At 67.5% G+C, this 24,247-nt stretch carries 27 protein-coding genes; 12 read left to right on the forward strand and 15 right to left on the reverse strand.

Going from position 1 to position 24,247, the window contains the following annotated elements:
* The first annotated feature begins 17 nt into the window (after positions 1-17).
* The 6 genes from rplQ (at position 18) to E0H75_RS10065 (ending at position 5,066) form a co-directional block, all read left to right on the forward strand.
* Complete coding sequence (gene rplQ, locus E0H75_RS10040; protein WP_131512866.1) at positions 18-548, forward strand: 50S ribosomal protein L17; 531 nt, start codon at positions 18-20, stop codon at positions 546-548.
* Between the two features lie 65 nt (positions 549-613).
* The gene (gene truA / locus E0H75_RS10045; protein ID WP_131512867.1) at positions 614-1,426 is read left to right on the forward strand and encodes a tRNA pseudouridine(38-40) synthase TruA; all 813 of its coding nucleotides are present in this window, start codon (positions 614-616) and stop codon (positions 1,424-1,426) included.
* Complete coding sequence (locus E0H75_RS10050; RefSeq protein ID WP_131512868.1) at positions 1,419-2,033, forward strand: class I SAM-dependent methyltransferase; 615 nt, start codon at positions 1,419-1,421, stop codon at positions 2,031-2,033. The genes truA and E0H75_RS10050 overlap by 8 nt, the downstream gene beginning before the upstream one ends.
* Positions 2,034-2,049: 16 nt before the next feature.
* Positions 2,050-2,571, forward strand: a complete 522-nt coding sequence (locus E0H75_RS10055; RefSeq protein ID WP_238162914.1) for a SigE family RNA polymerase sigma factor — start codon at positions 2,050-2,052, stop codon at positions 2,569-2,571.
* Complete coding sequence (locus E0H75_RS10060; protein ID WP_131512870.1) at positions 2,564-3,337, forward strand: hypothetical protein; 774 nt, start codon at positions 2,564-2,566, stop codon at positions 3,335-3,337. Before E0H75_RS10055 ends, E0H75_RS10060 begins: the two co-directional genes overlap by 8 nt.
* A 46-nt stretch (positions 3,338-3,383) precedes the next feature.
* A complete protein-coding gene (locus E0H75_RS10065; protein ID WP_131512871.1) occupies positions 3,384-5,066 on the forward strand; it encodes an ABC-F family ATP-binding cassette domain-containing protein in 1,683 nt (560 codons plus the stop codon).
* Here the strand turns inward: E0H75_RS10065 and E0H75_RS10070 are convergent.
* Together E0H75_RS10070 and E0H75_RS10075 are read right to left on the reverse strand one after the other, a co-directional pair.
* Positions 5,063-6,046 (reverse strand): glycoside hydrolase family 18 protein, encoded by a 984-nt coding sequence (locus tag E0H75_RS10070; RefSeq protein WP_131512872.1) that lies wholly within the window; start codon positions 6,044-6,046, stop codon positions 5,063-5,065. The two genes, E0H75_RS10065 and E0H75_RS10070, sit on opposite strands and share 4 nt — an antisense overlap.
* Positions 6,043-6,591 (reverse strand): TetR/AcrR family transcriptional regulator, encoded by a 549-nt coding sequence (locus E0H75_RS10075; RefSeq protein ID WP_238162915.1) that lies wholly within the window; start codon positions 6,589-6,591, stop codon positions 6,043-6,045. Before E0H75_RS10075 ends, E0H75_RS10070 begins: the two co-directional genes overlap by 4 nt.
* A gap of 121 nt (positions 6,592-6,712) precedes the next feature.
* Here E0H75_RS10075 and E0H75_RS10080 point away from each other — a divergent pair, with 121 nt between their 5' ends.
* Positions 6,713-7,168 carry a nuclear transport factor 2 family protein gene (locus E0H75_RS10080; RefSeq protein ID WP_131512873.1) on the forward strand — a complete coding sequence of 152 codons (456 nt, stop codon included), beginning with the start codon at positions 6,713-6,715 and terminating at the stop codon, positions 7,166-7,168.
* 65 nt (positions 7,169-7,233) lie between these two features.
* Here E0H75_RS10080 and E0H75_RS10085 read toward each other — a convergent pair whose 3' ends face one another.
* From E0H75_RS10085 to E0H75_RS10115, 7 genes are all read right to left on the reverse strand, one after another.
* Entirely contained in the window at positions 7,234-7,692 is a 459-nt protein-coding gene (locus tag E0H75_RS10085) for a DoxX family protein (protein ID WP_131512874.1), read from the reverse strand.
* A 137-nt stretch (positions 7,693-7,829) separates the two neighbouring features.
* Positions 7,830-9,173 (reverse strand): sulfatase-like hydrolase/transferase, encoded by a 1,344-nt coding sequence (locus E0H75_RS10090; protein ID WP_131512875.1) that lies wholly within the window; start codon positions 9,171-9,173, stop codon positions 7,830-7,832.
* Positions 9,174-9,180: 7 nt separating this feature from the next.
* Positions 9,181-10,008 (reverse strand): carbohydrate ABC transporter permease, encoded by an 828-nt coding sequence (locus E0H75_RS10095; RefSeq protein WP_131512876.1) that lies wholly within the window; start codon positions 10,006-10,008, stop codon positions 9,181-9,183.
* Entirely contained in the window at positions 10,001-10,852 is an 852-nt protein-coding gene (locus E0H75_RS10100; RefSeq protein WP_131512877.1) for a carbohydrate ABC transporter permease, read from the reverse strand. The genes E0H75_RS10095 and E0H75_RS10100 overlap by 8 nt, the downstream gene beginning before the upstream one ends.
* Complete coding sequence (locus tag E0H75_RS10105) at positions 10,849-12,120, reverse strand: ABC transporter substrate-binding protein (RefSeq protein ID WP_165553547.1); 1,272 nt, start codon at positions 12,118-12,120, stop codon at positions 10,849-10,851. Before E0H75_RS10105 ends, E0H75_RS10100 begins: the two co-directional genes overlap by 4 nt.
* Before the next feature lie 40 nt (positions 12,121-12,160).
* Positions 12,161-13,162, reverse strand: a complete 1,002-nt coding sequence (locus E0H75_RS10110) for a LacI family DNA-binding transcriptional regulator (protein WP_165553549.1) — start codon at positions 13,160-13,162, stop codon at positions 12,161-12,163.
* A gap of 255 nt (positions 13,163-13,417) precedes the next feature.
* A complete protein-coding gene (locus E0H75_RS10115) occupies positions 13,418-14,194 on the reverse strand; it encodes an SDR family NAD(P)-dependent oxidoreductase (RefSeq protein ID WP_131512880.1) in 777 nt (258 codons plus the stop codon).
* Positions 14,195-14,298: 104 nt separating this feature from the next.
* Between E0H75_RS10115 and E0H75_RS10120 the strand changes: the two genes are divergently transcribed.
* Entirely contained in the window at positions 14,299-14,838 is a 540-nt protein-coding gene (locus tag E0H75_RS10120) for a GNAT family N-acetyltransferase (protein ID WP_131512881.1), read from the forward strand.
* Between the two features lie 75 nt (positions 14,839-14,913).
* Here the strand turns inward: E0H75_RS10120 and E0H75_RS10125 are convergent, their stop codons facing one another.
* Positions 14,914-16,200 (reverse strand): citrate synthase, encoded by a 1,287-nt coding sequence (locus E0H75_RS10125; protein ID WP_238162916.1) that lies wholly within the window; start codon positions 16,198-16,200, stop codon positions 14,914-14,916.
* A gap of 277 nt (positions 16,201-16,477) precedes the next feature.
* Here E0H75_RS10125 and rplM point away from each other — a divergent pair, with 277 nt between their 5' ends.
* From rplM to E0H75_RS10145, 4 genes are read left to right on the forward strand one after another with little or no spacing between them, the layout of a single operon-like run.
* Positions 16,478-16,921, forward strand: a complete 444-nt coding sequence (gene rplM, locus E0H75_RS10130) for a 50S ribosomal protein L13 (protein ID WP_131360941.1) — start codon at positions 16,478-16,480, stop codon at positions 16,919-16,921.
* Between the two features lie 35 nt (positions 16,922-16,956).
* Positions 16,957-17,478 (forward strand): 30S ribosomal protein S9, encoded by a 522-nt coding sequence (rpsI, locus tag E0H75_RS10135; protein ID WP_131360939.1) that lies wholly within the window; start codon positions 16,957-16,959, stop codon positions 17,476-17,478.
* Positions 17,479-17,485: 7 nt separating this feature from the next.
* Positions 17,486-18,832: a phosphoglucosamine mutase gene (gene glmM, locus E0H75_RS10140; RefSeq protein WP_131512882.1), complete on the forward strand. Its 1,347-nt coding sequence runs from the start codon at positions 17,486-17,488 to the stop codon at positions 18,830-18,832.
* Between the two features lie 58 nt (positions 18,833-18,890).
* Positions 18,891-19,418: a RidA family protein gene (locus tag E0H75_RS10145; protein WP_202872878.1), complete on the forward strand. Its 528-nt coding sequence runs from the start codon at positions 18,891-18,893 to the stop codon at positions 19,416-19,418.
* Here E0H75_RS10145 and E0H75_RS10150 read toward each other — a convergent pair.
* The 5 genes from E0H75_RS10150 to E0H75_RS10170 are packed head-to-tail and all read right to left on the reverse strand — an operon-like array spanning position 19,322 to position 24,228.
* The gene (locus tag E0H75_RS10150) at positions 19,322-20,413 is read right to left on the reverse strand and encodes a Gfo/Idh/MocA family protein (RefSeq protein WP_131512883.1); all 1,092 of its coding nucleotides are present in this window, start codon (positions 20,411-20,413) and stop codon (positions 19,322-19,324) included. The two genes, E0H75_RS10145 and E0H75_RS10150, sit on opposite strands and share 97 nt — an antisense overlap.
* Entirely contained in the window at positions 20,406-21,182 is a 777-nt protein-coding gene (locus E0H75_RS10155; protein ID WP_131512884.1) for a ThuA domain-containing protein, read from the reverse strand. Before E0H75_RS10155 ends, E0H75_RS10150 begins: the two co-directional genes overlap by 8 nt.
* Positions 21,183-21,209: 27 nt before the next feature.
* Positions 21,210-22,025: a carbohydrate ABC transporter permease gene (locus E0H75_RS10160; RefSeq protein ID WP_131512885.1), complete on the reverse strand. Its 816-nt coding sequence runs from the start codon at positions 22,023-22,025 to the stop codon at positions 21,210-21,212.
* A 12-nt stretch (positions 22,026-22,037) separates the two neighbouring features.
* On the reverse strand, positions 22,038-22,994 hold the full coding sequence (locus E0H75_RS10165) for a carbohydrate ABC transporter permease (protein WP_202872879.1): 957 nt from the start codon (positions 22,992-22,994) through the stop codon (positions 22,038-22,040).
* 1 nt (position 22,995) lies between these two features.
* Positions 22,996-24,228, reverse strand: a complete 1,233-nt coding sequence (locus tag E0H75_RS10170) for a sugar ABC transporter substrate-binding protein (RefSeq protein WP_131512886.1) — start codon at positions 24,226-24,228, stop codon at positions 22,996-22,998.
* Positions 24,229-24,247: the final 19 nt, after the last annotated feature.

Consider the following 24,247-nt stretch of genomic DNA (forward strand, 5'->3'; position numbering starts at 1 on the left):
TCCTTCTGGAGTAAGAGATGCCTACCCCCACCAAGGGTGCCCGGCTGGGCGGCAGCCCGGCGCACGAGAAGCTGATCCTCAGCAACCTCGCGACGTCGCTGTTCGAGCACGGCGCCATCACCACCACCGCGGCCAAGGCCAAGCGCCTGCAGCCGCTGGCGGAGTCGATGATCACCAAGGCGAAGCGTGGTGACCTGAACTCGCGCCGCCAGGTGATGAAGCGGATCAAGGACAAGAGCATCGTGCACGTGCTCTTCACCGAGATCGGCGAGCGGTACGCCGACCGTCCGGGCGGCTACACCCGGATCACCAAGCTCGGTCCGCGCAAGGGCGACAACGCCCCGATGGTGAAGATCGAGCTGGTCGAGGCGCTGGCCGACTCGCCGAAGGCCAAGAAGACCGCGAAGAAGGCCCCGGCCAAGAAGGCGGCGGCGAAGCAGGATGCCGCCGAGGACAAGGTCGAGGACAAGGTCGAGGACGAGGCCAAGGTCGAGGACGTCGTGGACGAGAAGGTCCAGGACGAGACTCCGGAGACCGAGGACAAGTAACACCCAGCTGTTCCGCAGCGCCCCTCACCGCACGGTGGGGGGCGCTGTTTGCGTTAGATTGCCGTGTGCGCTGGCGGATCGACCTCAAGTACGACGGAACGGCCTTCCACGGCTGGGCCCGGCAGGAGGGTCTCCGGACCGTGCAAGGAGCCTTGGAGGAGGCGATCCGGGTCGTCCTACGGCTGCCTGAGCCGCTCACGGTCACCTGCGCCGGCCGGACGGACACCGGCGTCCACGCCCGCGGTCAGGTCGCCCATGTGGACGTCGAAGGCGCTGTAGAGCCGCTGAGGCTCCTGAGAGGCCTGAACGGCGTACTACCCGAGGATCTAGCTGTCACGGCCGTCACAGCGGCTCCAGACGGCTTTGACGCCCGTTTCTCCGCGCTGGCCCGTCGCTATGTGTACCGGCTCTGTGACGATCCGGCCGGCTGGGACCCGCTGACCCGTGGACATGTACTGCGGGTAGGCCGCCCGATGGACGTGGTCCGGATGAACGCCGCCGCGGCCGGACTGCTCGGCGAGCACGACTTCGCCGCCTTCTGCAAGAAGCGCGAAGGGGCCAGCACCGTCCGGGCCCTGCTGGAGTTCTCCTGGCAACGGACCGGCGTGGGACAGCTGGAAGGCACTGTGATCGCCGACGCCTTCTGCCACTCGATGGTCCGGGCTCTGGTCGGCTCGATGATCCCCGTGGGGGACGGACGCCGTGAGGTCGACTGGCCGGCCGCCGTACTGGCAGGCAAGGTCCGGGACTCGGCTGTATCGGTGCTGCCCGCGCACGGCCTCACACTGGAGGAAGTGCGCTATCCGGCGGATGACGAGTTGGCCGCACGGGCTCTCCAGGCCCGCCAAGTGAGGGGAGAGGTGCACCAGCGTGGCTGACCACTACTTCTCGGCGGAGCCCGCTTCCGCCGACGTACGACGTACTGTCGAGGCGCGGATCTGGGGTCGTGAGTACACCTTCACTACCGCGACCGGAGTGTTCTCGCGGGACCGCTTGGACATCGGTACGGCGGTGTTGCTGCGCGAGGTGGACCCGCCGACCGGTTCCGGCACGTTCCTCGACCTGGGGACCGGCTACGGCCCGATCGCGTGTGCCATCGCGGTGGAGGCGCCCAAGGCACAGGTGTGGGCGGTGGACGTGAACACCCGGGCGCTGGAGCTGACCGCGGAGAACGCGAAGGCCGCCGGGGTCGCGGACCGCGTGCACCCGGTGCTGCCGGACGGCGTACCGGCGGATGTGAGGTTCGACGAGATCTGGTCGAATCCGGCGATCCACATCGGCAAAGCCGAGCTGCACAAGATGCTGCTGCTCTGGCTGGCCCGTCTTGCCCCCGGCGGCGTGGCACGCTTCGTCGTCGGCAAGAACCTGGGCGGTGACTCGTTGCAGCGCTGGCTGACCGAGCAGGGCTATCCCTGCGGCCGGACCGGCAGCGCGAAGGGGTTCCGGGTACTGCGTGCAACGAACGCGGGCCCGTCGCCGTCCTGAGGGTATGGAGGCAGCCTTGGCGGCAGCAGAGGCACGGACGAGCCCGATCGAGTTCGAGCTCTGGGTCACCGAGAAGGCAGACGCGCTGCTGCGGTTCGCGTACGTCCTGACCGGGGACAAGGCCCTGGCCGAGGACGCCGTCCAGGATGCCCTGACGACAGCCTGCGCCCGGTGGAGCCGGGTCAGCAGGGCCGACGACCCCGAGGCGTACGTGAAGCGGATGGTAGTGAACGCACACATCTCCTGGTGGCGCCGGTTCCGCCGCCGGGAAGCGCCGTCGCCCGACCCGATCCGGACCACACCGTCCGCCTCGGACGGTGCGACCGCGCGGGCCGAGTCCGATGCGGTCTGGGCACTGTGCGCGACGCTGCCGGACAAGCAGCGGGCAGCCGTCGTACTGCGGTTCTACGAGGAGCTCTCGTACGCCGAGATCGGCGTACTGCTGCACTGCGCGGAGGCGACCGCCCGATCGCATGTGCACCGCGCACTGGCCGCACTGAAAACCACGCTGAGCAAGGAAGGAGCCGAGGATGCCTGAGCACGACCCTGAGCAGGAGCTCGGCCCCAAGATCTCCTCCGCGTTCCAGAACAAGGCCGACGCCAGTGAGCTGACCGGCAGCGGGATGGCGAGGGAAGCGCGCCGGCGCGTCCGGAAAAGGCGCCAGACGCTCACCATGGCCGCGGCGGCGGCCGTGGTGGCAATAGCCATCGGCGGTGTGTGGAGCGCAGTGGGCAACGAGGTGCCGACCGCGTCGAACGCCAGCGACAGTGGCGCGAAGCGGGCGGCCGGATCCGGCACCGCTCCCGGCCTGTCGAGCCCAGGCATCCTGCCGAACAAGGAGGATGCGGCCTGTCCGCTCGACCACCCGATCTTCAAGGCCGGCGGGTACAACACCATCGCACCCGGCACCGGACTGGATCTGGCGGCGCCAGTGACCGGACTGCAGGCGTGCCGCTACCGCCTCACGCCCGACACGACCGGACTGCTCGGGCAGGAGCGGTTCAACGGCGAGGTAGCGCAGCAGGTGGTCGACGCGATCAAGGTGCTGCCGGAGCGCAACGCGTCCTTGCCGGTCTTCAAGTGCACCCCGCAGACGGCTCAGCCGTCCGAGGCGATCGTGCTGCGCTTCGACACCGCTGACGGCGTCCGCGAGGTGTGGGTCGAGTACGACGGCTGTGACTCGGCCGGCTTCTTCACCGGCACCCACACCTACGGCCTGTTCTCCGCTCCGCTGAAGCTGTTCATGGTCGGCGATGTCCGGCCGACCGGAGGCACCTTCCTGAGCGCGCTCGGGGATTGGTGACGATAAGGGTTCGCCTCTCGGCGGGTACGCCGGTCAGACTGGTGGGATGGGCCACGTAGATGTCGCCGGGATCGGTTACGAACTGCCGGACGGGCGGGTGTTGCTGGACGACATCACGTTCCGGGTGGCCGACGGCGCCAAGGTCGCGCTGGTCGGGGCGAACGGCTCCGGCAAGACCACGCTGACCAGGATCATTGCGGGCGACCTGAAGCCGCACTCCGGCAGCATCGCGCGGTCCGGCGGGCTCGGTGTGATGCGCCAGTTCGTCGGCTCGGTGCGGGACTCGTCGACCGTGCGTGACCTGTTGCTCGGTGTCGCGCCGCAGGCGATCCAGGACGCCGCGGCCAAGCTGGACAAGGCCGAGCTGACGATGATGGACGCCGAGGACGAGAAGACCCAGCTCAAGTACGCGCAGGCCGTGTCGGACTGGGGTGAGGTCGGCGGGTACGACGCCGAGGTCCTCTGGGACGTCTGTACGACGTCCGCCCTCGGCGTCCCGTTCGACCGCTGTCGCTGGCGTGAGGTGAAGACGCTGTCCGGCGGTGAGCAGAAGCGACTGGCGCTGGAGGCTCTGCTACGCGGCCCGGACCAGGTCCTGATGCTCGACGAGCCGGACAACTACCTCGACGTACCGGGCAAGCGTTGGCTGGAGGAGCAACTCCGCAACACCGACAAGACCGTGCTCTACATCAGCCATGACCGTGAGCTGCTGGCCAACACGGCCACCCGGATCGTCACGGTGGAGCTGGGTGCCGCGGGCAACACCGCCTGGACGCACGGCGGAGGCTTCCGGACGTACCACGAGGCCCGGCAGCACCGGTTCGAGCGGTTCGAGGAGCTGCGCAAGCGGTGGGACGAGGAGCACGCGAAGCTCCGCGCCCAGATGCTCATGTACAAGCAGAAGGCGGCGTACAACTCGGACATGGCGTCGCGCTACCGGGCCGCGCAGACCCGGCTGCGCAAGTTCGAGGAGGCCGGACCGCCGCAGGCGCTGCCGCGCGAGCAGAAGGTCAGCATGCGGCTCACCGGCGGCCGCACGGGCAAGCGTGCAGTGGTGTGCACTGCCTTGGAGCTCACCGGTCTGATGAAGCCCTTCGATCTGGAGGTCTGGTACGGCGAACGCGTCGCCGTACTGGGGTCCAACGGGTCCGGGAAGTCGCACTTCCTGCGGCTGCTCGCCAACGGTGGTTCGGACCCGGACATCGAGCACCAGCCGATCGGCGACGTCCAGATCGCTCCGGTCGCGCACACCGGCAAGGCCAAGCTCGGTGCACGCGTCCGGCCGGGCTGGTTCGCGCAGACACACGAGCACCCGGAGTTGGTCGGCCGGACGCTGCTGGAGATCCTGCACCGGGGCGACGAGCACCGGGAGGGGATGGGTCGCGAGCTGGCGTCGCGGAAGCTGGACCGCTACGAGCTGGCGCACGCGGCCGAGCAGACGTTCGACAGTCTGTCCGGCGGACAGCAGGCGCGGTTCCAGATCCTGCTGCTCGAGCTTTCCGGTGCGACGCTGCTCCTGCTCGACGAGCCGACCGACAACCTGGACGTCGAGTCCGCCGAGGCGTTGGAGGAAGGCCTGGACTCCTTCGACGGCACGGTGCTCGCGGTCACCCACGACCGCTGGTTCGCCCGCGGCTTCGACCGCCACCTCGTCTTCGGTGCCGACGGCACCGTCTACGAGTCCGACGAACCAGTCTGGGACGAGGGCCGGGTGGAGCGCGCCCGCTAAGGCGCTGTGCACCAGCCGTCGCGGTACGCCGCCCAGTTGGCCGGTGTGGCGGTGAAGTCGACGTACATGGCCAGACCGAAGTTCTGACGGTCCGAGTCGCCCAGTCCTAGGCGGGCGCCTCGGACTGCAGCCTCGACAGTCTCCGCATGGCCCCAGTGCGACGGGTTGCTCTCCCAGTACGCCGGCAGTCCCATGAGCAGGTCGGTGGACGCGGGAGTCACCTCCAGCGCGAGTTTGGTCTGCTTGGCGACATAGCCGCCGTACAACGAGTCCAGCGGCATGGCGGTGTCGTAGGACATCACTGCGATCTGGTCGACCCGGCGGGCGACCTCACCGAAGTACTCCTGTGACCACCACTTGTCGATCGGGATCCGGTGGAGCTGCCAGAGCGGGTCGATCTGGGCCGCCGCGACGGACAGGGGTGCGCCGAGGGCCCGGGTTGCGTCCAGCACGGCAAGGAAGCCCTTCGAACCGGACTTCACCGGCTCGAAGTCGTAGTGGATGCCCTGAAAGCCCTGGGCCAGAACAGCTTTCGCCGACGCAGCCACTCGGGTGCGCACCGCCGAGTCGTCCAGATCCATCCCCGGGTCCTTCCCCGGCTGTACGACGTCGCCCAGCCACGCCTGCAGGCGTACATCGGGAGCCGCGGTCCGCATCGCTGCCACGAACCAGCTGGCCTTGGGCGAGACCTTCGCCAACGGCAGTGAGCCGTCGTGCTCCAGCGGACCGGTGTGGACGTAGAGATCTCGGATGCCTGTGCCGTTGAGTTGCTGGGCCAGCGCGGTGACATCGGCTGCTGTCTTGCGTCCATCGACCCACGCGTGGCCGAGCCACAGGGCGTCGTTGTTGCGCGTCCGCGTGTCCGCTGCGGGCTCACCGACGTACTGCAGGCGCAACGACACCGGGTACGCCGACAGCAGGAGGATCAGAGCCAGCGCGATGACCACCAGGACCCGGCGTCTCCGCGACCAGCGGCTCACGAACGCGGCTTCAGGCCGTCATAGACCAGGACCAGCATCCGATCGCGCACCTCCGGCGTCAGGCCGACCGCCGTGGCACCGCGGGAGGCCCCGATCAGCAGGGCATACACCTCAGCGAACTGCGCGTCCGCCCGTACTGCGCCGCTGCTCTGCGCCTGGGCGAGCAGTTTGTCGAAGGCCTCGCGCATGCCGGCCCCCGCCTCCTGCACACCCGTGCCGACGCCCGATCCGGCGGCGATCAGCGCCTCGCCGATCGCCAGCTTCGTCGCCGACTCCGCCACGACCTGGCTGAAGAACCCGAAGAACGCCGGCCCGGGATCGTCGCTCGCGGCCAGCTCCAGCGCGCGGTCGCGCAGCCGCTCCAGCCGCAGCGCCAGCACCGCCTCGAGCAGATCGACCTTGGTCGGGAAGTGCCGGAACACGGTCGCGATGCCGACGCCGGCCAGCTTGGCGACATCGTCGGTGGACGCGTTCGGCGACCGGCCGAACACCTCGTCCGCCGCGATCATGATCCGGGCCCGGTTGTCCCGCGCGTCTGCTCGCACCCTGCTCCCTTTCCTTGCCTTCAGCCTAGGAGACGCACCGGACCGGTTCGGGGTTGTAACCGAAGTTGTTACTCCGTATATTCGAAGTCATCACTCCGTTTAATCTGTGAGGAACCAGAACATGACACCCGAAGAGGTCTTCCTGAAGCTGGTGCACGGCGTCGCCGACCGGGACTTCGCCGCGCTCCCCGAGCTGTACGCCGAGCAGACCGACGTACGGCATCCGATGAACCCGTTCGGTGATCACCCGCTGCGGTCCCGCGACGACCTGCGGCGGCACTTCGGCGGGATCGGTCCGAAGGTGATGGAGGTGGTGCGGTTCCAGCCGGAGAACATCCGGGTCCACCAGACCACCGACCCGGAGGTGATCGTCGCCGAGCTCGACTACGCCGGCACAGTGCTCGCGACCGGGGCGCCGTACCGCACGCCGTGCATCTTCGTCATGCGGATCCGCGACGGCCTGATCGTCGAGTCCCGCGACTACATCGACCATGTCACGAACATCCGGGCCCGCGGCCAGGCCGAAGAACTGATAGCAACTCTGTGGGAACCGGCCGGCGCCCCCGCCGCGTCGTAGTCCGCAGAGGCGCCGGATGGCCCCGGACCGAGGCAACTGAGCCCGCCCGGGGCCATCTCCAACTCTCACACCCGCAGCCGTACTGGCGAGGCGGCCAGGGCCTTGGCGGCGATCACCAGTCCGGCGGCCGCCAGCACGATGTCCTTCAGTACGTACTGCGCTTCCAGCGTCGGCGCACCCGGGAACAGGTCGCTGAAGAACAGCACCAGCGGCGACATGATCCCGACCAGCGAGAACCCCAGCACCAGCAGCCCGGTGCGCAGGAACCGGCCGGACACCAGCGTGAGTCCGATGAAGCACTCCATCACGGCGGTCAGCAGGACCGCGGAACGGCCGTGGATGACGCCGAGTGTGAGCGTGTTGATGGTCCGCATCACCAGCGCCTCCGCCGGGCTCGCACCCGGGAAGAACTTCAGTACGCCGAAGATGAGAAAGATCAGTCCGAGACTGACCCGCAGGATGTCGACACTTTGCCGGCCGAGCCAGTCGGCCAGTCGATTTCCCTTGTACAGCAAGGCATTCATGGTGGTCTCCCTGTCGTGTTCGATATCACGAACAGACTCCCGAAAACCACCCAGGTGCCGCGTCGGGCAGCCGACGGCACTTCGGCTACCCCAGCCGCGGTAGGCCTCAGGGTGACCCTGAGGCCTGGGGGAGTAGGTCACTCGAGCCGGCGGCCGTCCAGCTTCAGCCGTCGTACCGTGGTCTCGGCGAAGCGGCCCCGGTCCCGGATGCCGGGGTACGACGCGACGGTCACGGTACGCCGTTCGATCCGCGCGACCTCGCGGATCAGCACCTCCCGCAACTCGGCGACGACCTCCCGATGCCCGGCACTGTCGATCAGGTTGTCCAACTCGTACGGGTCGGCGTCCAGGTCGTACAACGCGCGCTCCGCGTAGTGATCGGCGGCCGGTTCGTCGCCCGCGTCCGGCGCGATCACGTGGTACTTCCACCGCTCGGTCCGCAGCGCCCGCCCGACCTCCGTCTCACTGATCTGGATGAGTACGGCGTCCGACGTCGCCTCCCGGAGCGGTACGCCGTCCAAGTGGTCCGGCAACTCGATCCCGGCCGCATCCAGCAGGGTCGGTACGACGTCGACGGTGCTGACCGGATTGCTGACCCGCGATCCACCTCGATACCCCGGACCCTCGACAACCAAGGGCACCCGGATCGATCCGTCGTGCGGTGACCGCTTGTACTCGCTGTTGCGCGTCTTGAAGTGGGAGCCGTGGTCGGAGGTGTAGAGGAGCAGAGTGTCGTCGGTGAGGTCCAGGCTGACCAGTGCGTCGCGCAGTCGCCCGAGACACTCGTCGACACGCTTGATCTGGCCGTAGTACCCGGCCGCGTGCCGATGCGCCGTACCCGGAAGGGACGCGAGGTCGGGTGGCAGCCACGCGCCGTTGTAGGTGTTCCGGTAGACCTCGGGGGCCGGGTAGTCGTCGTGCTCGTTCTGGTGGTGTGGCTCGATCAGCGAGATGAACAGCATGAACGGGCGGTCGTCTTCAGAGGCACGGGTGACGTAGCGGATCGCCGCGTCGGTCAACGCATCCGGCCGGTAGCCGGGCAGGAACACCGGCTCACCGTCCCCGTCGTACACGATGGTCCGGTAGGCGTCGGAGGTGAACTCCAGGATGTTCGCACCCAGCCAGAAGTCGTAGCCGCCTTGTTCAGCGGCCGGGACCGGGTCCTGCGTGCCGAGGTGCCACTTGCCGATGTAGGCGGTCTGGTAGCCGGCCGCACCGAACAGCCGGCCCAAGGTCGGCGCGTCAGTTGGCAGTGGCACGTTGTTGCGGTAGACGCCGGTGTTGGTCGGGTACATCCCAGTCTGCATGGCGGCGCGTGCCGGAGCGCAGACGGGATTGGTGGTGCATGCCGTCTCGAACATGGTGCCGCGGTGGGCCATCAGGTCCAGGTTGGGCGTCAGGCCGAGCGGACTGCCGGCCGCGCCGACGGTGTCCCAGCGCTGCTGGTCGGTGAAGAAGACGATGACGTTAGGGCGCGTCAAGAGGTACTCATTTCAATCCGGAGAGCGCGATGCCCTCGACCAGGAACTTCTGCGTGATGACGAAGAAGAGGGCGGTGGGGACGAACAGGATCAGGGCGCCGGCCGCAGTGAGGTTCCACTGGGTGAAGTACTCCTGATTGAACAGGGTCAGCCCGATCGGCAGCGTGCGCATCTCGGTCCGGCTGGTGGCGATCAGCGGCCAGAGGAACTCGTTCCACTGGAAGACGAACGTGAACAGGCCGAGCACGGCCAGCGCCGGCTTGCACTGCGGCAGGATCACCCGCAGGTAGATCCGGAACTCGCCCGCGCCGTCCACCCGGGCCGCCTCGATCAGCTCGTCCGGCAGCGGCTTGATGAACTGCCGCATCAGGAAGATGCCGTAGGCATCCATCAGGAACGGCACGATCAGGCCCTGGTAGCTGTCGATCCAGCCCAGGCTCGCGAAGATCGAGTAGATCGGCAGCATCCGGACGAAGAACGGCACCATCAGCGTGGACAGCACCGCCACGAACGCGATCCGTTTGCCGGGGAAGTCCATCTTCGCGAACACGTAGCCGACGAGCGGGTCGAAGATCAGGTGCGAGACCGTGATCGCGCCGGCCATCACGAAGCTGTTCAGGAAGAACCGCTCGAACGGCGCCGCCTCGAACAACCGGGTGAAGTTGCCCCACTGCAGGTCCGCGGGCCACAGCACCGGATCGCCCGACTGCACCTCGGCGTCACTCTGCAAGGCCAGCACGATCATGTACAGCAGCGGCAGCACCGTGACCAGCCCGAGCGCGACCAGGACGACGTACGCCGCGATCCGGTCGCCGGGGAAGAGACGTTCACGCATTGGCACGGTCTCCGATCCGCAGCTGTGCCAGCGACAGCACGAGTACGACGAGCAGCAGCAGGACCGACAGTGCGGACGCGTAGCCGAAGTCGTTGTCGTTGAAGGCCACGATGAACAACCGGTGTGCGTAGAGCGAGGTCGCGTTGCCGGGGCCGCCGCCGGTCACGATGTACGGCAGGGCGAACTGCTGCAGCGTGCTGATCAATCCGATGATCGACACGAACAAGGTCGTTGGTGCCAGCAACGGAATGGTGATCGCGAAGAACCGGCGCCACGGACCGGCGCCGTCGATCCGCGCGGCCTCGTAGTACAGGCTCGGAATGCCTTGCAGACCGGCCAGGAACAACACCATTGTGTAGCCGGCCCCGGACCAGACTGTGATGCCGACGATCGTCGCGAGTGGGTGAGTGCTGAGCCAGGTCTGGCCGGGCAGGCCGATTGCCTCAAGCAACCGGTTGAGGATGCCGACCTGCGGATCGAGGATGTTCCGCCAGAGCAGGCCGACGATCGACACCGAGGTCAGGTACGGGATCAGCAGGACCGAGCGGAAGAGCGTTCGCCCGGGCAGCGCCTGGTTGAGGATCACGGCCAGTCCGAGACCGACCGCCGTACCGACGACCAAGGTGCCGGCCGCGTAGGCGAGCGTGATCAGGAACGAGTGCAGTACTTCGGGATCGCCGAAGGCGCGGCTGAAGTTGCCCAGCCCAACGAACGAGACGCCGTCGGAGTCGTACAGGCCGGTCAGCAACTGGTTGCCGATCGGGAGGAAGAAGAGCAGGGCGAAGAACAGCACCGCCGGAGTCAGGAACAGCCAAGCCGTCAGCGCCTGCCGGCGACGGGTCACAGCGCCGCCCCGGCCTGCTTGCGGAAGTCGGCGAGGGTCTGCTCGACCGGCGCGTGCTGGATGATCATCTGCTGGTAGGCCTTCTTCCACAGCTCGTTGATCTGGGCGGCCTTCCCGCTCGCGGACAGTGCGATGTCCTGTTTCGCCACCACAGCAAGGGATTTCGCGATGGTGGCCAGGCTCGGATCCGCGGCGACGGCGGGGTCGGCGGCCCAGCTCTTGCGCGGCATCGACATGCCGGCTTCCTTGGTGGCGGCCAGTTCGACCTTCACCGCGGCGAGCTTGGTGATCAGTTCCCACGACAGCTTGGGGTCCTTGGCCTTCGCCGGGATCATCAGGCCGGATCCGGCCATCGCGGCGGACTGGACCGCGCCGGTCAGCGGTACGGCGACGCCGAGGTCGATGTCCGGACTGCCCTGCCGGATCGGACCGATATCCCATGGCCCGGACACGAACATCGCCGCACGCTTGGCGGAGAAGAGCTTCTGCGGTCCGGAGTAGTCGGTCGTCGCCACCGGCGCGGGGGAGACCTTGTGAGTGAAGATCAGGTCCTGCATCCACTGCAGGGCCTTGAGAGCTCCGTCCGCCGGCATCATGAACTGCTTGGCGCCGGCGTTGCTGAAGTCCACGCTCTGCTGGTTGTAATACGGCGCCGCGTAGCTCGGGTCCGAGTTGAGCGCGCAGCCGCTGACCTTGTCCTTGGTGGTGGCCTTCGCGATCTCCAGGAACTCCTCCCAGTTGGTCGGCGGCTTGTCGAAACCGGCGGCCGACAGCATCCCCTTGTTGTAGAAGAGCAGGCCGTTCGCGGTCAGGTGCAGCGGGATCGAGTACGTCTTGCCCTCGTACTGCCGCGCCACCACGGCCTGGTCCAGGTAGTCGCCCGGGAAGCCGAACTCCTTGTCTCCGGCGGCGAAATCGTCCAGCGCCAGCACGTTGCCGGCCAGCCCGTACTGCGTCCCGGTCCCGGCGCTGACCTCCTCGACCAGGTCGGGCACGTTGCCGGACCGGAAGTCCGCGGTGAGTTTGGTGGTCAGGTCCGGCCACTGGAACTTCTGCCAGTTCATCTGCAGGTCGTGGTCCTTGCCGAACTGGTCGATCACTTCCTTGTAGGCCTGGTAGCCGTGGCCGGCGTTCCAGTAGATGGTGAACGTCCGGGCGTCCTGCTTCTTCGCCGCCGGAGTGGCCGGCGAGCAGGCCGTGCCGACCGCGCCGAGCACGGTGGCACCCAGGCCGAGCTGGAGGAACGAACGGCGGTTGAAGGAGGGCATGACAAACCTTTCGAATCGCATTCGGGCGTGACTGTGGGGGTTAGGCGGAGGCGCGGTGGTTCAGCACCCAGGGCATGGACAGCTCCCGGGCGGGCAGACTCGGATCGTCGATGCGTGCGAACAGCGCCTCGACCATTTCGGTGAAATCCAGTTGGTGCATGCCGACGCTGGTCAGCGGCGGCGCGGCGTACGTCGCCTCCCGGGTGTTGCCGGTACCGATCACGGCGAGGTCGTCCGGCACCTTGAAGCCGCGGTCCACGGCGGCCTGCAAGGCGGCGAACCCACCACGATCGGACTCCGAGACGATCGCGTCCGGTGGCGCGGGGGAGTCGAGGAGTTCGCGGACCACGACGACGGCGTCCTCGCGGGAAGCCGCGCCGACGCGAACCAGCGCTGGGTCGACCTCACGGCCGGCCTGCTGCAGGGCGTCGACGTACCCGAGGTATCTGTCGTCGTGGCTGCCGGTGTGGGAGAGGAACGCGATCCGCTCGCGGCCTGCTTCGATGAGGTAGGTGGTTGCCTCTGACAGCGCTTGGCGGACGTTGTTGCGGACGATGTCGACGCCGGGCAGTTCGAGGTTGTCGCTGAAGGCCATCAGGGCGCGGGTGGAGCGCCGGGCCGCGGTGAGATCCAGGTCGTCGCTGAGGCCGGGGGTGAAGATCGCGCCGTCCACGTGGCCGCGGGTGATCACGCGCAACGACTGCGCTGCGCGGTCGATCCGTCGTACTGGAACCCCGATCACGGAGTAGCCGTGCTCGGCGGCGACGTCCTCGCACTCCCAGGTCAGCCGATCCAGCCACGGTCCGACGGGTGGGGCGTAGACGATCGCGATCAGCTCGGACCGCTGCCGGCGCAGACTGCGTGCGGCGGTGTTGCCCTTGTACCCGAGTTGCCGCGCGGCCTCTTCAACCCGCCGCCGCGTCGGCTCGGGCAGCGGGGTGGTCCGGTCCGCCCGCCCACTCAGCACATACGAACACGTGGCCACCGACACCCCAGCAGCCTCCGCCACATCCCGCAGCGTCGTCCGGCCTTCCCTACTCATGGTGAAAGCATTAACCTGACCCCAGACCCCTATCAATACCCCAAAGTTGGTTAATTTGCTACACATTAACCAGAACAGGTTGCTGGGGATGCGCGAAAGGACGCCGCTCCGCGGCAGCTGTTCCTCGGGCCGCCTACGGCGGAGGGCGCCAAGCCATGACACGGGTCAGGTGATCGGCGCACACCCAGGTGAGCACCTGTAGAGCACACCCCGCAGGACCCGCCCGCAACTGCCGGGGGCGTGAACACCTCGTGGTCAGCTCGGACAGGTCACGTCATGTTCTGGGCCACCAGAAGGTGTTCTTGCCCACCGGTCTGCACCTGTGGAGCACCACCGGGGGTTGGGGTCGGTGAAGTTGTAGTGGTGGGCTAGGTGGGCTGTGCGGACTACCTGGCCTGTGTGGCGGATGACGTCGGGGTCGGTGGCTAGGGCTGCGACGCCGCGGCCGACGAACTGTGGGGACTCCGAGTCGGTGAGGTCGATGTACTCCGCCGCACGCAGGACCGATTCGGTTCGTACGAAGCCGGGGTACAACGACACCGCGGTCACGCCATGCTCGCGGAGTTCGTGCGCCATGCAGGCGACCATGTGGTCGGTCGCCGCCTTCGCCGCGCCGTACGTCACGTAGTGCGCGCGCACCCCGGCCTGGAACGCCGAGTCCCAGCGCTCGATCGGCTGCGTCCAGAAGCCGGCTTCTTCCCAGAACGGCGTACCGTCCCAGAAGTACTCGTAGCCGCCCCAGACGTTGTTCACCAGTACGTCGAGATGCCCGGCGTCGGCCACGATCCGCCGTACCGCCTGCCTGGTCTGCTCGTCGTCGCGGTGATCACACGCGATCGCGACCCCGCGCCCACCGACGGCCGTCACCTCCTCGGCCGTCTCCTGCACCGTTCCCGGCAGCGCCCCGCCGATCTCGGTCCGACCAGTCACATAGACCGTCGCCCCCTGCTCACCAAGCCCGAGCGCGATCCCCTTCCCCACCCCACGACTGGCCCCCGTCACCAGCGCGACCTTCCCCACCAACGTCTCCACCAGCCGAAGCTACATCTCCCCCGTGGTTGACGTAGCGGCCCGTGAGAAGGACACCGGTGCTTCGTTGGCGCTCGGTTGGTTCGACCGTTTGTTAGCGTGCGCGGGTGGAAGATCTGGGAAGCGTGGCGTGGCCGCCTGAGCCGATCAGGACTGCGCGGCTGGTGCTGCGTGAGGCCAAGGTGCAGGACCGTGCGGCGTTCATCGAACTGCTCGCCTCGCCAGAGGTGAACACCTACCTCGGCGGTCCCCGCCCGCGCAACGAGCTCGAGCGCGAGATTCCTGAGGTGCCCACGCGGCGCCCGGGGAGTTTCGTCGTCGAACTCGACGGCGCGATGATCGGCCAGGTCCTTCTCGGGAGAGCCGCCGGGCACAGTCGCCCGGCTGCCGAGGGAAAGGCCGAGCTCGGCTACCTGTTCCTGCCGCGGGCGTGGGGATTCGGATACGCCGCCGAGGCGTGCACGGCGGCACTCGACTGGTTCGACGGCGTCCTTCCGGGCGAGCCGGTCGTGCTCACCACCCAGACCGCCAACGCCAGCTCGCTACGCCTCGCCGCAAAGCTGGGCTTCACCGAACTAGAACGCTTCGAAGCCTGGAACGCCGACCAATGGCTCGGCCTCCGCTCTCCCCTCCCGCCACCCACCTGAGCTCGCAGCCGCGGCGGAGCGGTGTCCTTTACGACGGAACGGCCCCTCCGGGGAGGGGCCGTTCCGTTGGTTGGGTCAGCGGTCGCCGATGGGGACGTATTGGACGCCTCGTTCGCCGGTGTAGATCTGCTTGGGGCGGGCGATCTTCTGGTCGCCGTCGCCGAGCATCTCCAGCCACTGGGCCAGCCAGCCGGACGTGCGCGGGATGGCGAACAGCACGGTGAACATCTCCGGCGGGAACTGCAGGGCCTCGTAGATCAGGCCCGAGTAGAAGTCGACGTTCGGGTAGAGCTTGCGGGAGACGAAGTACTCGTCCTCCAGCGCGATCTTCTCCAGTTCGACGGCGATCTTCAGCAACGGGTTGATCCCGGTCACCTCGAACACGTCGTCGGCGGCCTTCTTGATGATCTTGGCCCGCGGGTCGTAGTTCTTGTAGACCCGGTGACCGAAGCCCATCAGCCGCTCGTCGCCGTTCTTGACGCCCTCGATGAACGACGGGACGTGGTCGACCGAGCCGATCCGGCGGAGCATCTTCAGCACCGCCTCGTTGGCGCCGCCGTGCAGCGGGCCGTAGAGCGCACCGATGCCGCCGGCAACGGCCGTGTACGGGTCGACCTGGGTGGACCCGATCGCCCGGACCGCGTTGGTGGAGGCGTTCTGCTCGTGGTCGGCGTGCAGGATGAACAGGATCTCCAGTGCCCGCACGAGCCGGTCGTCGGCGGCGTACTTGGGCTCGCTCATCTTGAACAGCATGGACAGGAAGTTCGCCGTGTAGCTCAGCTCGTTGTCCGGGTACACGTACGGCTTGCCCTGCGCGTGCCGGAACGCGAACGCGCCCAGCGTCGGCATCTTCGCGATCAGCCGCCGGATCTGCAGCGCCCGCGACTCCTCGTCGAAGATGTTGCGCGACTCGGGGTAGAACGTGGACAGCGCACCGACCGAGGCCAGCAGCATGCCCATCGGGTGGGCGTCGTACCGGAAGCCCTGCATGAAGGTCTTCAGGTTCTCGTGCACGAACGTGTGATACGTCACGTCGTGCGCCCAGGCCTCGTACTCCGCCTTGTTCGGCAGCTTGCCGTTCACCAGCAGGTACGCCACCTCGAGGTAGTTCGACTGCTCGGCGAGCTGCTCGATCGGGTAGCCGCGGTACTCCAGGATGCCCTTGTCGCCGTCGATGAAGGTGACGGAGGAGCGGCAGGAGGCGGTGTTGACGAAGCCCGGGTCGTAGGTGGCCAGGCCGCCGTCGCCGTCGGTGGCGCTGATCTTCTTGAGGTCGGCGGCACGGATGGTGCCATCGGTGATGGCAAGGTCGAAGTCCTTGCCGGTCCGGTTGTCCCGGACGGTGAGCGACTGTTCGGTCACAATGCCCTCTTCGGAAGCTGGCGTCATCGCCTGGTGAGTGAGGGTTATCGTCAGCCGGCGGGACGCGGGTTCGGACTTGATTCTTCACGGCTAAACTAGTGCCGTCCTCGACTCCTTCCAAGCCGGGGTCTCCTGCGGGTCTGGGCTCGCTTTGACCCCAGGGTGCCGACGCCGGTATTCTGGGCTGCTGTTGTGCGTTCCAGGTCCTTGCCACGTCGGCGGACCGCTCGCCGACGTCCCAGTTTTGTCAACCTCTGAGAAACGAAGGTCAACGACCGTGCGCACGTACAGCCCGAAGCCTGCTGACGTCACCCGTGAGTGGCACGTGATCGACGCCACCGACGTCACGCTCGGTCGGCTCGCCGTCCAGATCGCCACCCTGCTGCGCGGCAAGCACAAGCCGACGTTCGCGCCGCACGTGGACGGCGGTGACTTCGTCGTCGTCATCAACGCCTCCAAGGTCGCCCTGTCCGGCACCAAGCGGACGGACAAGCTGGCCTACCGCCACTCGGGTCACCCGGGTGGTCTGACGGCCACGCCGATCGGCGAGATCCTCGACAAGGACCCTCGCAAGGCCGTCGAGAAGGCTGTCTGGGGCATGCTCCCGAAGAACCGCCTGAGCCGGAAGCTTCTCACCAAGCTGAAGGTGTACGCCGGTCCGGAGCACCCGCACACCGCCCAGCAGCCGAAGCCGTTCGAGATCACCCAGATCGCCCAGTAAGCGATCGACGAGCCAGGTAAACGAGGATTCACAGCGTGAGCGACATCACCACCGAGACCGAAGAGTTCGACGCCGAGGTGCCCATCGACAACGAGGGCCCGGTCGCCTACACCTCCGAGACGAACCCGACTCCGGAGCAGCGCGCCGAGACGGGTCGCGTCGCGGTGATCAACCCGGCCGCGGCCACCGGTCGCCGCAAGGAGGCCGTCGCCCGCGTCCGCCTGGTGCCCGGCACCGGGCAGTGGACTGTCAACGGCAAGCCGCTGGACGTCTACTTCCCGAACAAGGTGCACCAGCAGCACGTGAACGAGCCGTTCGTCGTGGCGGGCCTGGAGGGCTCGTACGACGTGATCGCCCGGATCAACGGCGGCGGCATCACCGGCCAGGCCGGTGCGCTGCAGCTCGGTGTGGCCCGCTGCCTGAACGCGGCGGACCTCGAGGCGAACCGCCCGGGTCTGAAGAAGGCCGGCCTGCTCACCCGCGACGCGCGGATCAAGGAGCGCAAGAAGGCCGGACTCAAGAAGGCCCGTAAGGCGCCTCAGTACAGCAAGCGCTGATCACCTGATGGGGCGTTTGTTCGGCACGGACGGAGTCCGTGGCCTGGCGAACGTGGACCTGACCGCGGAGCTGGCGCTCGACCTCTCGGTCGCGGCGGCGCACGTACTCGGCGAGGCCGGTGCCTTCGAAGGGCACCGGCCACGCGCCGTTGTGGGGCGGGATCCACGGGCCAGTGGTGAATTCCTGGAAGCCGCCGTGGTGGCCGGTCTGGCCAGCGCCGGCGTCGACGTGGTCAAGCTCGGCGTACTGCCGACTCCGGCCGTGGCGTACCTGACCGGCTCGACCGGCGCCGATCTCGGCGTGATGCTGTCCGCCAGCCACAACCCGATGCCGGACAACGGCATCAAGTTCCTGGCCCGCGGCGGGATCAAGCTCGACGACGTGATCGAGGACGCCATCGAGGCCCGGATGAATGAGCAGTGGCAGCGCCCGACCGGCGCGGCCGTCGGCCGGGTGCTCGAGGACGGCCAGGGCTTCGAGACGTATGTCTCGCATCTGGTGCGTTCCGCGCCGAACCGGTTCGACGGCGTCAAGGTCGTGATCGACTGCGCCAACGGGGCCGCGTCCGAGACCGCGCCGGAGGCGTTGCGCCGGCTCGGTGCCGAGGTGATCACGTACGCCGCCGCGCCTGACGGGCTGAACATCAACCTGGACTGCGGATCCACCCACCTGGAGGGTCTGCAGCGCGAGGTGCTCGGTCACCGTGCCGATCTCGGCATCGCCCTCGACGGCGACGCCGACCGGTGCCTGGCCGTGGACGCCAACGGCGAACTCGTGGACGGCGACCAGATCCTCGCGATCCTGGCGCTGGCCATGCGCGACAGCGGCCGGTTGTCCAACGACACCGTGGTCGCCACCGTGATGAGCAACCTGGGCTTCGTCCAGGCGATGGTCCGGGAGCGGATCGCGGTCGAGCAGACCAAGGTCGGCGACCGGTACGTGCTCGAGGCAATGAAGGCCGGCGGTCACAAGCTCGGCGGTGAGCAGTCCGGGCACGTGATCCTGTCCGACCACGCCACCACCGGCGACGGCACGCTGACCGCGGTCATGCTGCTCGCCCGGCTCGCTCAGACCGGCAAGACCCTGAGCGACCTGGCCGGTGCGATGACCCGCCTCCCGCAGGTCCTGGTCAACGTGAAGAACGTCGACAAGTCCCGCGCGGGCTCCGACCCGACGGTGCAGTCCGCCGTCAGTGAGGCAACCGCTCGGCTGGGCGACACCGGTCGCGTTCTGCTCCGCCCGTCCGGCACCGAGCCCCTGGTCCGAGTCATGGTCGAGGCCGAGTCCTCCGACGCAGCCCACGAGATCGCCCACTCCCTCGCGGACGTGGTCGCCTCCTCGCTCAAGCTGTAGCCCTCACGACTGCAAGGAAGTATTCAGGTATCGGCACGGCTCCCTTAGCGTTCGAGGCATGAGAGAACGGCGTGCGATCCTCAGCGGGTCGACCTTCGAGGAGCAGATCGGTTACGCCCGGGCCGTGGTGGACGGGGACTGGGTGCACGTGTCCGGAACGACCGGCTTCGACTACGCGACCATGACGATCTCGGACGACGTGGTCGAGCAGGCGGAGCAGACTCTGCGCAACATCGAGGCCGCGCTCGCCGAGGCCGGGTGCACCCTCGGCGATGTCGTCCGGGTCCGCTACCTGCTGCCCGATCGGGAGGACTTCGAGCCGTGCTGGCCGGTCCTGCACCGTGCCTTCGGTGAGATCCGGCCGGCCGCGACCATGCTCGTGTGCGGTCTGTCCGACCCACGCATGAAGATCGAGATCGAGGCGTACGCCCGCCGCGCGACTGACGGCAACGCCGGAGAAACCCCCGCAGTTTCTCCGGCGCTGTGTTGTCAGGAGTGCAGGCCGACCGTCTTCAGTACGTCGGGCCAGGCCTGCAGAGCTGCCTGCAGGGCAGGGTCCTGGACGGTCGCCAGGGCTTCTGCGTAAGCAGACTCCAGTACGTCGGAGACACGGACCGGCGTACCGAGGGAGGCTGAGCGTACGGCGGCCTCCACCATGGCGACGCTGATCACGTTCGAGTGCACCTCGGACTGCGGGATCGTCGACTCGCGGACCGCGTCGACGAACTCGACCAGGGACCCGGCGATCTGCTCCGGGTCGTCGACGAGGACGGCCGGCAGGAATTCGCCGGAAGCGAGTTCGGCGACAGGCGGGTTGTCACCGTCCCAGGTCGCCGTACCGTCGCGGCCGCTGGCTCGCCAGCGACCGTTCCATGAGGTCTCCAGACCGGGCGCGCACCAACTGCCGGTGAAGGCGAAGCGGGTTCCGTTGGCAAAGGCAAACACCGCGTTGGCGGCGGCGTTGCCGTCGAACCAGCTCCACTCCGGGTTGTACGACTCGCAGTACACCGTCACCGGCTCGGAGCCGACCAGCTTGCGGGCCAGGTCGAACTGGTGGATCGCCATGTCGACCAGCAGCGGCTCGGCCATCCGCTCCCGGAAACCGCTGAAATGCGGCGCCTTGAAGAACTCGCAGGACAGCGACCCGATGGTGCCGAGCTCGGCGATCTGCCGGCCGAACGCCGACCCCGCCCGGAAGTAGCGGCGGGACTGCGAGACCATCAGCAGCTTCCCGCTGACCTCCGAGGCCGCGACCATCGCCAGGCACTCGCGGACCGACTCGGCCAGCGGCTTCTCGCAGAGGACGGGAAGCCCACGCAGCAAGGCATCCACGCTGACCTTCGGATGCGCGAGCGGCACGGTCACATCGATGAGGGCATCGGCGTCGACACCCAGTTCGTCGATCGACGCCGCCACGGGGACCGCGCCGAATCCGTGCTCGTCCGCAGCTGTCCGGGCGACCGCGAGATCGAGATCGACCAACCCGACGAGGTCAACATCCGGATTGTCGGCAATCGTACGAAGCCACGCGCGACCCATGCCGCCCGCGCCGGCCTGGACAAGGCGCAAGGGTTCAGGCATCCGCAGGCTCCTCGATCGGACCCTTGTAGCCGTGGCCGTTGAAGAAGTCACCGGTCTCGTACCGCAGCAGCGTCGGGACCGCCCGCTTGGGCAGGTCCGTCATCGCCCACTCGACGCCGTTCGCGATCACCTTCCGGACGTCCTTGTGGTGGTACACGGGGAAGTCCTGGTCGCCAGGGGAGAAGTAGAAGATCTTCCCGTGCCCGCGGCGGAACGTGCAGCCGGAGCGGAACACCTCGCCGCCGGAGAACGACGAGACGAAGATCAGTTCGTCCGGCACCGGGATGTCGAAGAACTCGCCGTACATCTCCTGCTGCTCGATCTCGATCGGGTGCGGCACACCCTGCGCGATCGGGTGCGTCGGATTCACCGTCCAGACCAGTTCGCGGTCCCGCTCGCTGCGCCAGCGCAACGTGCACGAGGTTCCCATCAGTTTGCCGAAGATCTTCGACCAGTGGCCGGAGTGCAGCACGACCAGGCCCATCCCCGACAGCACGTGCTGGTACACACGCTCGACCACCTGGTCCTCGACCTCGCCGTGGGCCGCGTGACCCCACCAGACCAGTACGTCGGTGTCGGCCAGCACCTCCTCGGTCAGGCCGTGCTCGGGTTCGTCGAGAGTGGTCGTCTCGACCTTGGCGGCGTCGCCGAGGTTCTCCGCGATCCCGGCCGCGATCGTGCTGTGCATGCCGTCGGGGTAGATCTCGGCGACGTGCGGCTCGACCTGCTCGTGCCGGTTCTCGCCCCAGACGAGTACGCGAATCGTCATAATGTGAAAGTCCTTGTCCGTAAGGGGTTATTTGACGGCTCCGCCGATGGCGCCGGCGGCGATGTACTTCTGTGCGGCGACCAGCAGCACGATGGCCGGGATCGCCGAGAGCACCGCGGTCGCCATCACCGCGTTCCAGTTCTGCACCTGGGTGCCGAGGTACTGGTAGATCCCGAGCGTCACCGGCCGTACGCCGCCCTTGGTGGTCAGCGTCAGCGCGAAGAGGAAATCGCTCCAGGAGAAGAGGAAACTGAACAGTCCCGCGGTGATCAGGGAATTCTTGCTGATCGGCAGCACGATCGCGACGAACGCCCGGAACAGCCCGGCGCCATCCACCCGCGCGGCCTCCACCAGCGACGGCGGCAGCGAGAGCATGAACGAGCGCAGGATCAGGATCGCGAACGGGATGCCGCTGGCACAGTTCGCCAGGATCAGGCCCGGGATCGAGTTCAGCAGCCCGATCCGCTCGTACGCCGTGTACAGCGCGTTGGCGATCACGATGCCCGGAATCATCTGCGAGATCAGGATGGCCAGCAGCCCGACCGACACCCACCGGGACCGGAACTGCGAGAGCGCGTAGGCGCACGGGGTCGCGATGGCCAGACTGAGTATGACGGTCCCGGTCGCGATGATCAGACTCGTGACGAGGTTTCCGCCCTGCTCGCTGAGCGCCCGCTGGTATCCGCTGAACGTCGGGTGCAACGGCAGAAAGCCGGCGGTCAGCGTGTTCCCGGACGGTTGCAGCGACGCGTTGAGCATCCAGTAGACCGGGAACAGCATCACGACCAGGATCAGTACGCCGATCACGGTGTACACCGCGCGACGGACAGCCGAATCGTTCATCGTCGTACCTCCCTACTCGTCGATCGCGCGGCGGGTGCTGCGCAGGTAGAAGATCGCGAACAGGAACGAGATCGCGATCAGGATGTTGCTCAGCGCCGCACCCTCACCGAACTTGAAGTCGATGAACGACCGCTCGTACGACTGGGTCGCCAGCGTCTGCGTCGCGTTGGCCGGTCCGCCACCGGTCAGGCCGAGGATGATGTCGAGCACCTTGATCGTGTAGACGACCCCGAGCATCAGCAGCACGCTCGCGACCGCCCGCAGGTTCGGCCAGGTGATGAACCAGAACGCGCGCCAGCCGGTCGCGCCGTCCAACTGGCCGGCCTCGTACAACTCGTCCGGGATCTCGGCCAGACCGGAGTACAACAGCGTCACGTTGAACGGGATGCCGATCCAGATGTTGACCCCGATCACCGCGATCAGCGCGACCGACGGCGAGTTCAGCCACGGCACGGGTTCGTTGATCAGATGCAACCAGGACAACGTCCGGTTCAGAATCCCGCTGTCCTGCTCGAGGATCGATCGCCAGGTCGCACTCGACACGATCAACGGCAGCAACCACGGCAGCAGCAGCAAGGACCGCAGTACGCCGCTGAGCGGGAAACGCCGGTGGAAGAACAGCGCCAGCGCCAGCCCGATGACGAACTGGAACGCGATCGAGCCGATGGTGAACAGCGCCGTGTTCACCATCGCGTCGGAGAACAGGTTGTCCGTCACGACCGTGCTGTAGTTCTTCAGCCCGACCCACGGTGCGGCACCGGTGAAGAACGTCCGCAGGCCGTAGTCCTGCAGGCTCATCAGCAGGTTCTTCACCACCGGATAGCCGAACAACGCGACCATCGCCACCGCGGCCGGCAGGACGAACAGGATCTTGGTCAGATCCTCACCGCGGTGGCGCCGGCCACGGGACCTGCGAACAGGTCCCGTGCCGCGCGCGTCCGTCGTCCGCGTGATCGTTGCCTGGGCCACGTCAGCCGCCGGAAGCCTGCTTGAAGGCGTCCTGGGCCGAGGCCTTACCGGTCAGCGCCAGCTGGATGGCCTGGTAGATCACCTTCGCGGCCTCCGGCCACTTCTCGCCGAGCTTGCCGGTGCGCGAGCGAGCGGTCTTGACCTGCTCGGTGAAGGCCTTCATCGACGGCACTTCCTTGACGTACTGGTCGAGCAGCGCGGTCTTGGTCGGGATGGTGAACCGGGCCTTCGCCCAGGCCAGCTCGTTCTCGTCCGAGTTCAGGCACTTCACGAAGTCGGCCGCCTTCTGCTGCTTGGCCTGGTCCTTGTTCAGCGGGACCGTCCAGGCCTCACCGCCGAGCGGAGCGACCGGGGTCTGATCCGGCTTGTTCAGCGGGAACGTGACCACTTCCCACTTCACGTTCGGGGTCTTCTCCAGTGCCGGGATCTGCCACGGCCCGTTCACCATCATCGCGGCCTTGCCCGCCACGAACTGGTCCTTCGCGTCGCCCTGGGTCCAGTTGATCACGCTCTTCGAGGCCGAGCCCGACTGCACCAGGTCGACCCACAGTTGCAGCGCCTCGCTCACCTGCGGGGTGTTCAGGTCGGTCTCGTCACCGCCGTTGGTCCACATCGCCGGCAAGAACTGCCAAGAGCCCTCGTACGTCGCGTTCGCGTTGAAGGCGATGCCGTAGCGACCGGGCTTGGTCAGCTTCTTGGCCGCCGCCTTGAGCTCGTCCCAGGTCTTCGGCGGCTGGACGCCGGCCTCCTGCAGCATCTGCGTGTTGTAGAACAGCGCGATCGTGTTGGTCACCGGCGCCAGCCCGTAGAGCTTGCCCTGGTACGACGTCGCGTCGACCATGCCCTGGATGACTCCGTCCCCGCTCAGACCCATGTCGTTCAAGGGCGCCAGCGCGCCGGTCGCGGCGATCTGCTGTACGTCGGGGTTGTCGAGCATCAAGACATCGGGCAGCGTCTTCGACGAGGCCTGCTGCAGCACCTTCTGGATCAAGGTGTCACCAGGCACCGTCTCCCGCTGGATGGTGATGCCGAGCTGGCTCGCGCACGAGTCGAGCCCCTTCTGCACCAGCGACTTGTCCGGGTCGTTGTTGTAGTAGTCCAGGATCGTGAGGCTCTTGACGCTGTCCCCGGACGAGGCCGGCGAGGAGTCCTCGCCGTTGCTGCCGCAGGCGGCCAGCACGAGCGACACGGTCGTCGCACCGGCCAGCACGGCGGCGATCCGCTTGCTGATCATGACATCGGGCTCCTTCGAT

This window comes from Kribbella capetownensis (genome assembly GCF_004331485.1).
Classification (GTDB): domain Bacteria; phylum Actinomycetota; class Actinomycetes; order Propionibacteriales; family Kribbellaceae; genus Kribbella; species Kribbella capetownensis.

Coding starts and splice junctions, on each gene's coding strand:
- rplQ (WP_131512866.1), top strand. CDS start 18: ATGCCTACCCCCACCAAGGGTGCCCGGCTGGGCGGCAGCCCGGCGCAC.
- E0H75_RS10060 (WP_131512870.1), top strand. CDS start 2,564: ATGCCTGAGCACGACCCTGAGCAGGAGCTCGGCCCCAAGATCTCCTCC.
- E0H75_RS10065 (WP_131512871.1), top strand. CDS start 3,384: ATGGGCCACGTAGATGTCGCCGGGATCGGTTACGAACTGCCGGACGGG.
- E0H75_RS10080 (WP_131512873.1), top strand. CDS start 6,713: ATGACACCCGAAGAGGTCTTCCTGAAGCTGGTGCACGGCGTCGCCGAC.
- E0H75_RS10085 (WP_131512874.1), bottom strand. CDS start 7,692: ATGAATGCCTTGCTGTACAAGGGAAATCGACTGGCCGACTGGCTCGGC.
- E0H75_RS10095 (WP_131512876.1), bottom strand. CDS start 10,008: ATGCGTGAACGTCTCTTCCCCGGCGACCGGATCGCGGCGTACGTCGTC.
- E0H75_RS10105 (WP_165553547.1), bottom strand. CDS start 12,120: ATGCCCTCCTTCAACCGCCGTTCGTTCCTCCAGCTCGGCCTGGGTGCC.
- E0H75_RS10110 (WP_165553549.1), bottom strand. CDS start 13,162: ATGAGTAGGGAAGGCCGGACGACGCTGCGGGATGTGGCGGAGGCTGCT.
- glmM (WP_131512882.1), top strand. CDS start 17,486: ATGGGGCGTTTGTTCGGCACGGACGGAGTCCGTGGCCTGGCGAACGTG.
- E0H75_RS10145 (WP_202872878.1), top strand. CDS start 18,891: ATGAGAGAACGGCGTGCGATCCTCAGCGGGTCGACCTTCGAGGAGCAG.
- E0H75_RS10150 (WP_131512883.1), bottom strand. CDS start 20,413: ATGCCTGAACCCTTGCGCCTTGTCCAGGCCGGCGCGGGCGGCATGGGT.
- E0H75_RS10155 (WP_131512884.1), bottom strand. CDS start 21,182: ATGACGATTCGCGTACTCGTCTGGGGCGAGAACCGGCACGAGCAGGTC.
- E0H75_RS10160 (WP_131512885.1), bottom strand. CDS start 22,025: ATGAACGATTCGGCTGTCCGTCGCGCGGTGTACACCGTGATCGGCGTA.
- E0H75_RS10170 (WP_131512886.1), bottom strand. CDS start 24,228: ATGATCAGCAAGCGGATCGCCGCCGTGCTGGCCGGTGCGACGACCGTG.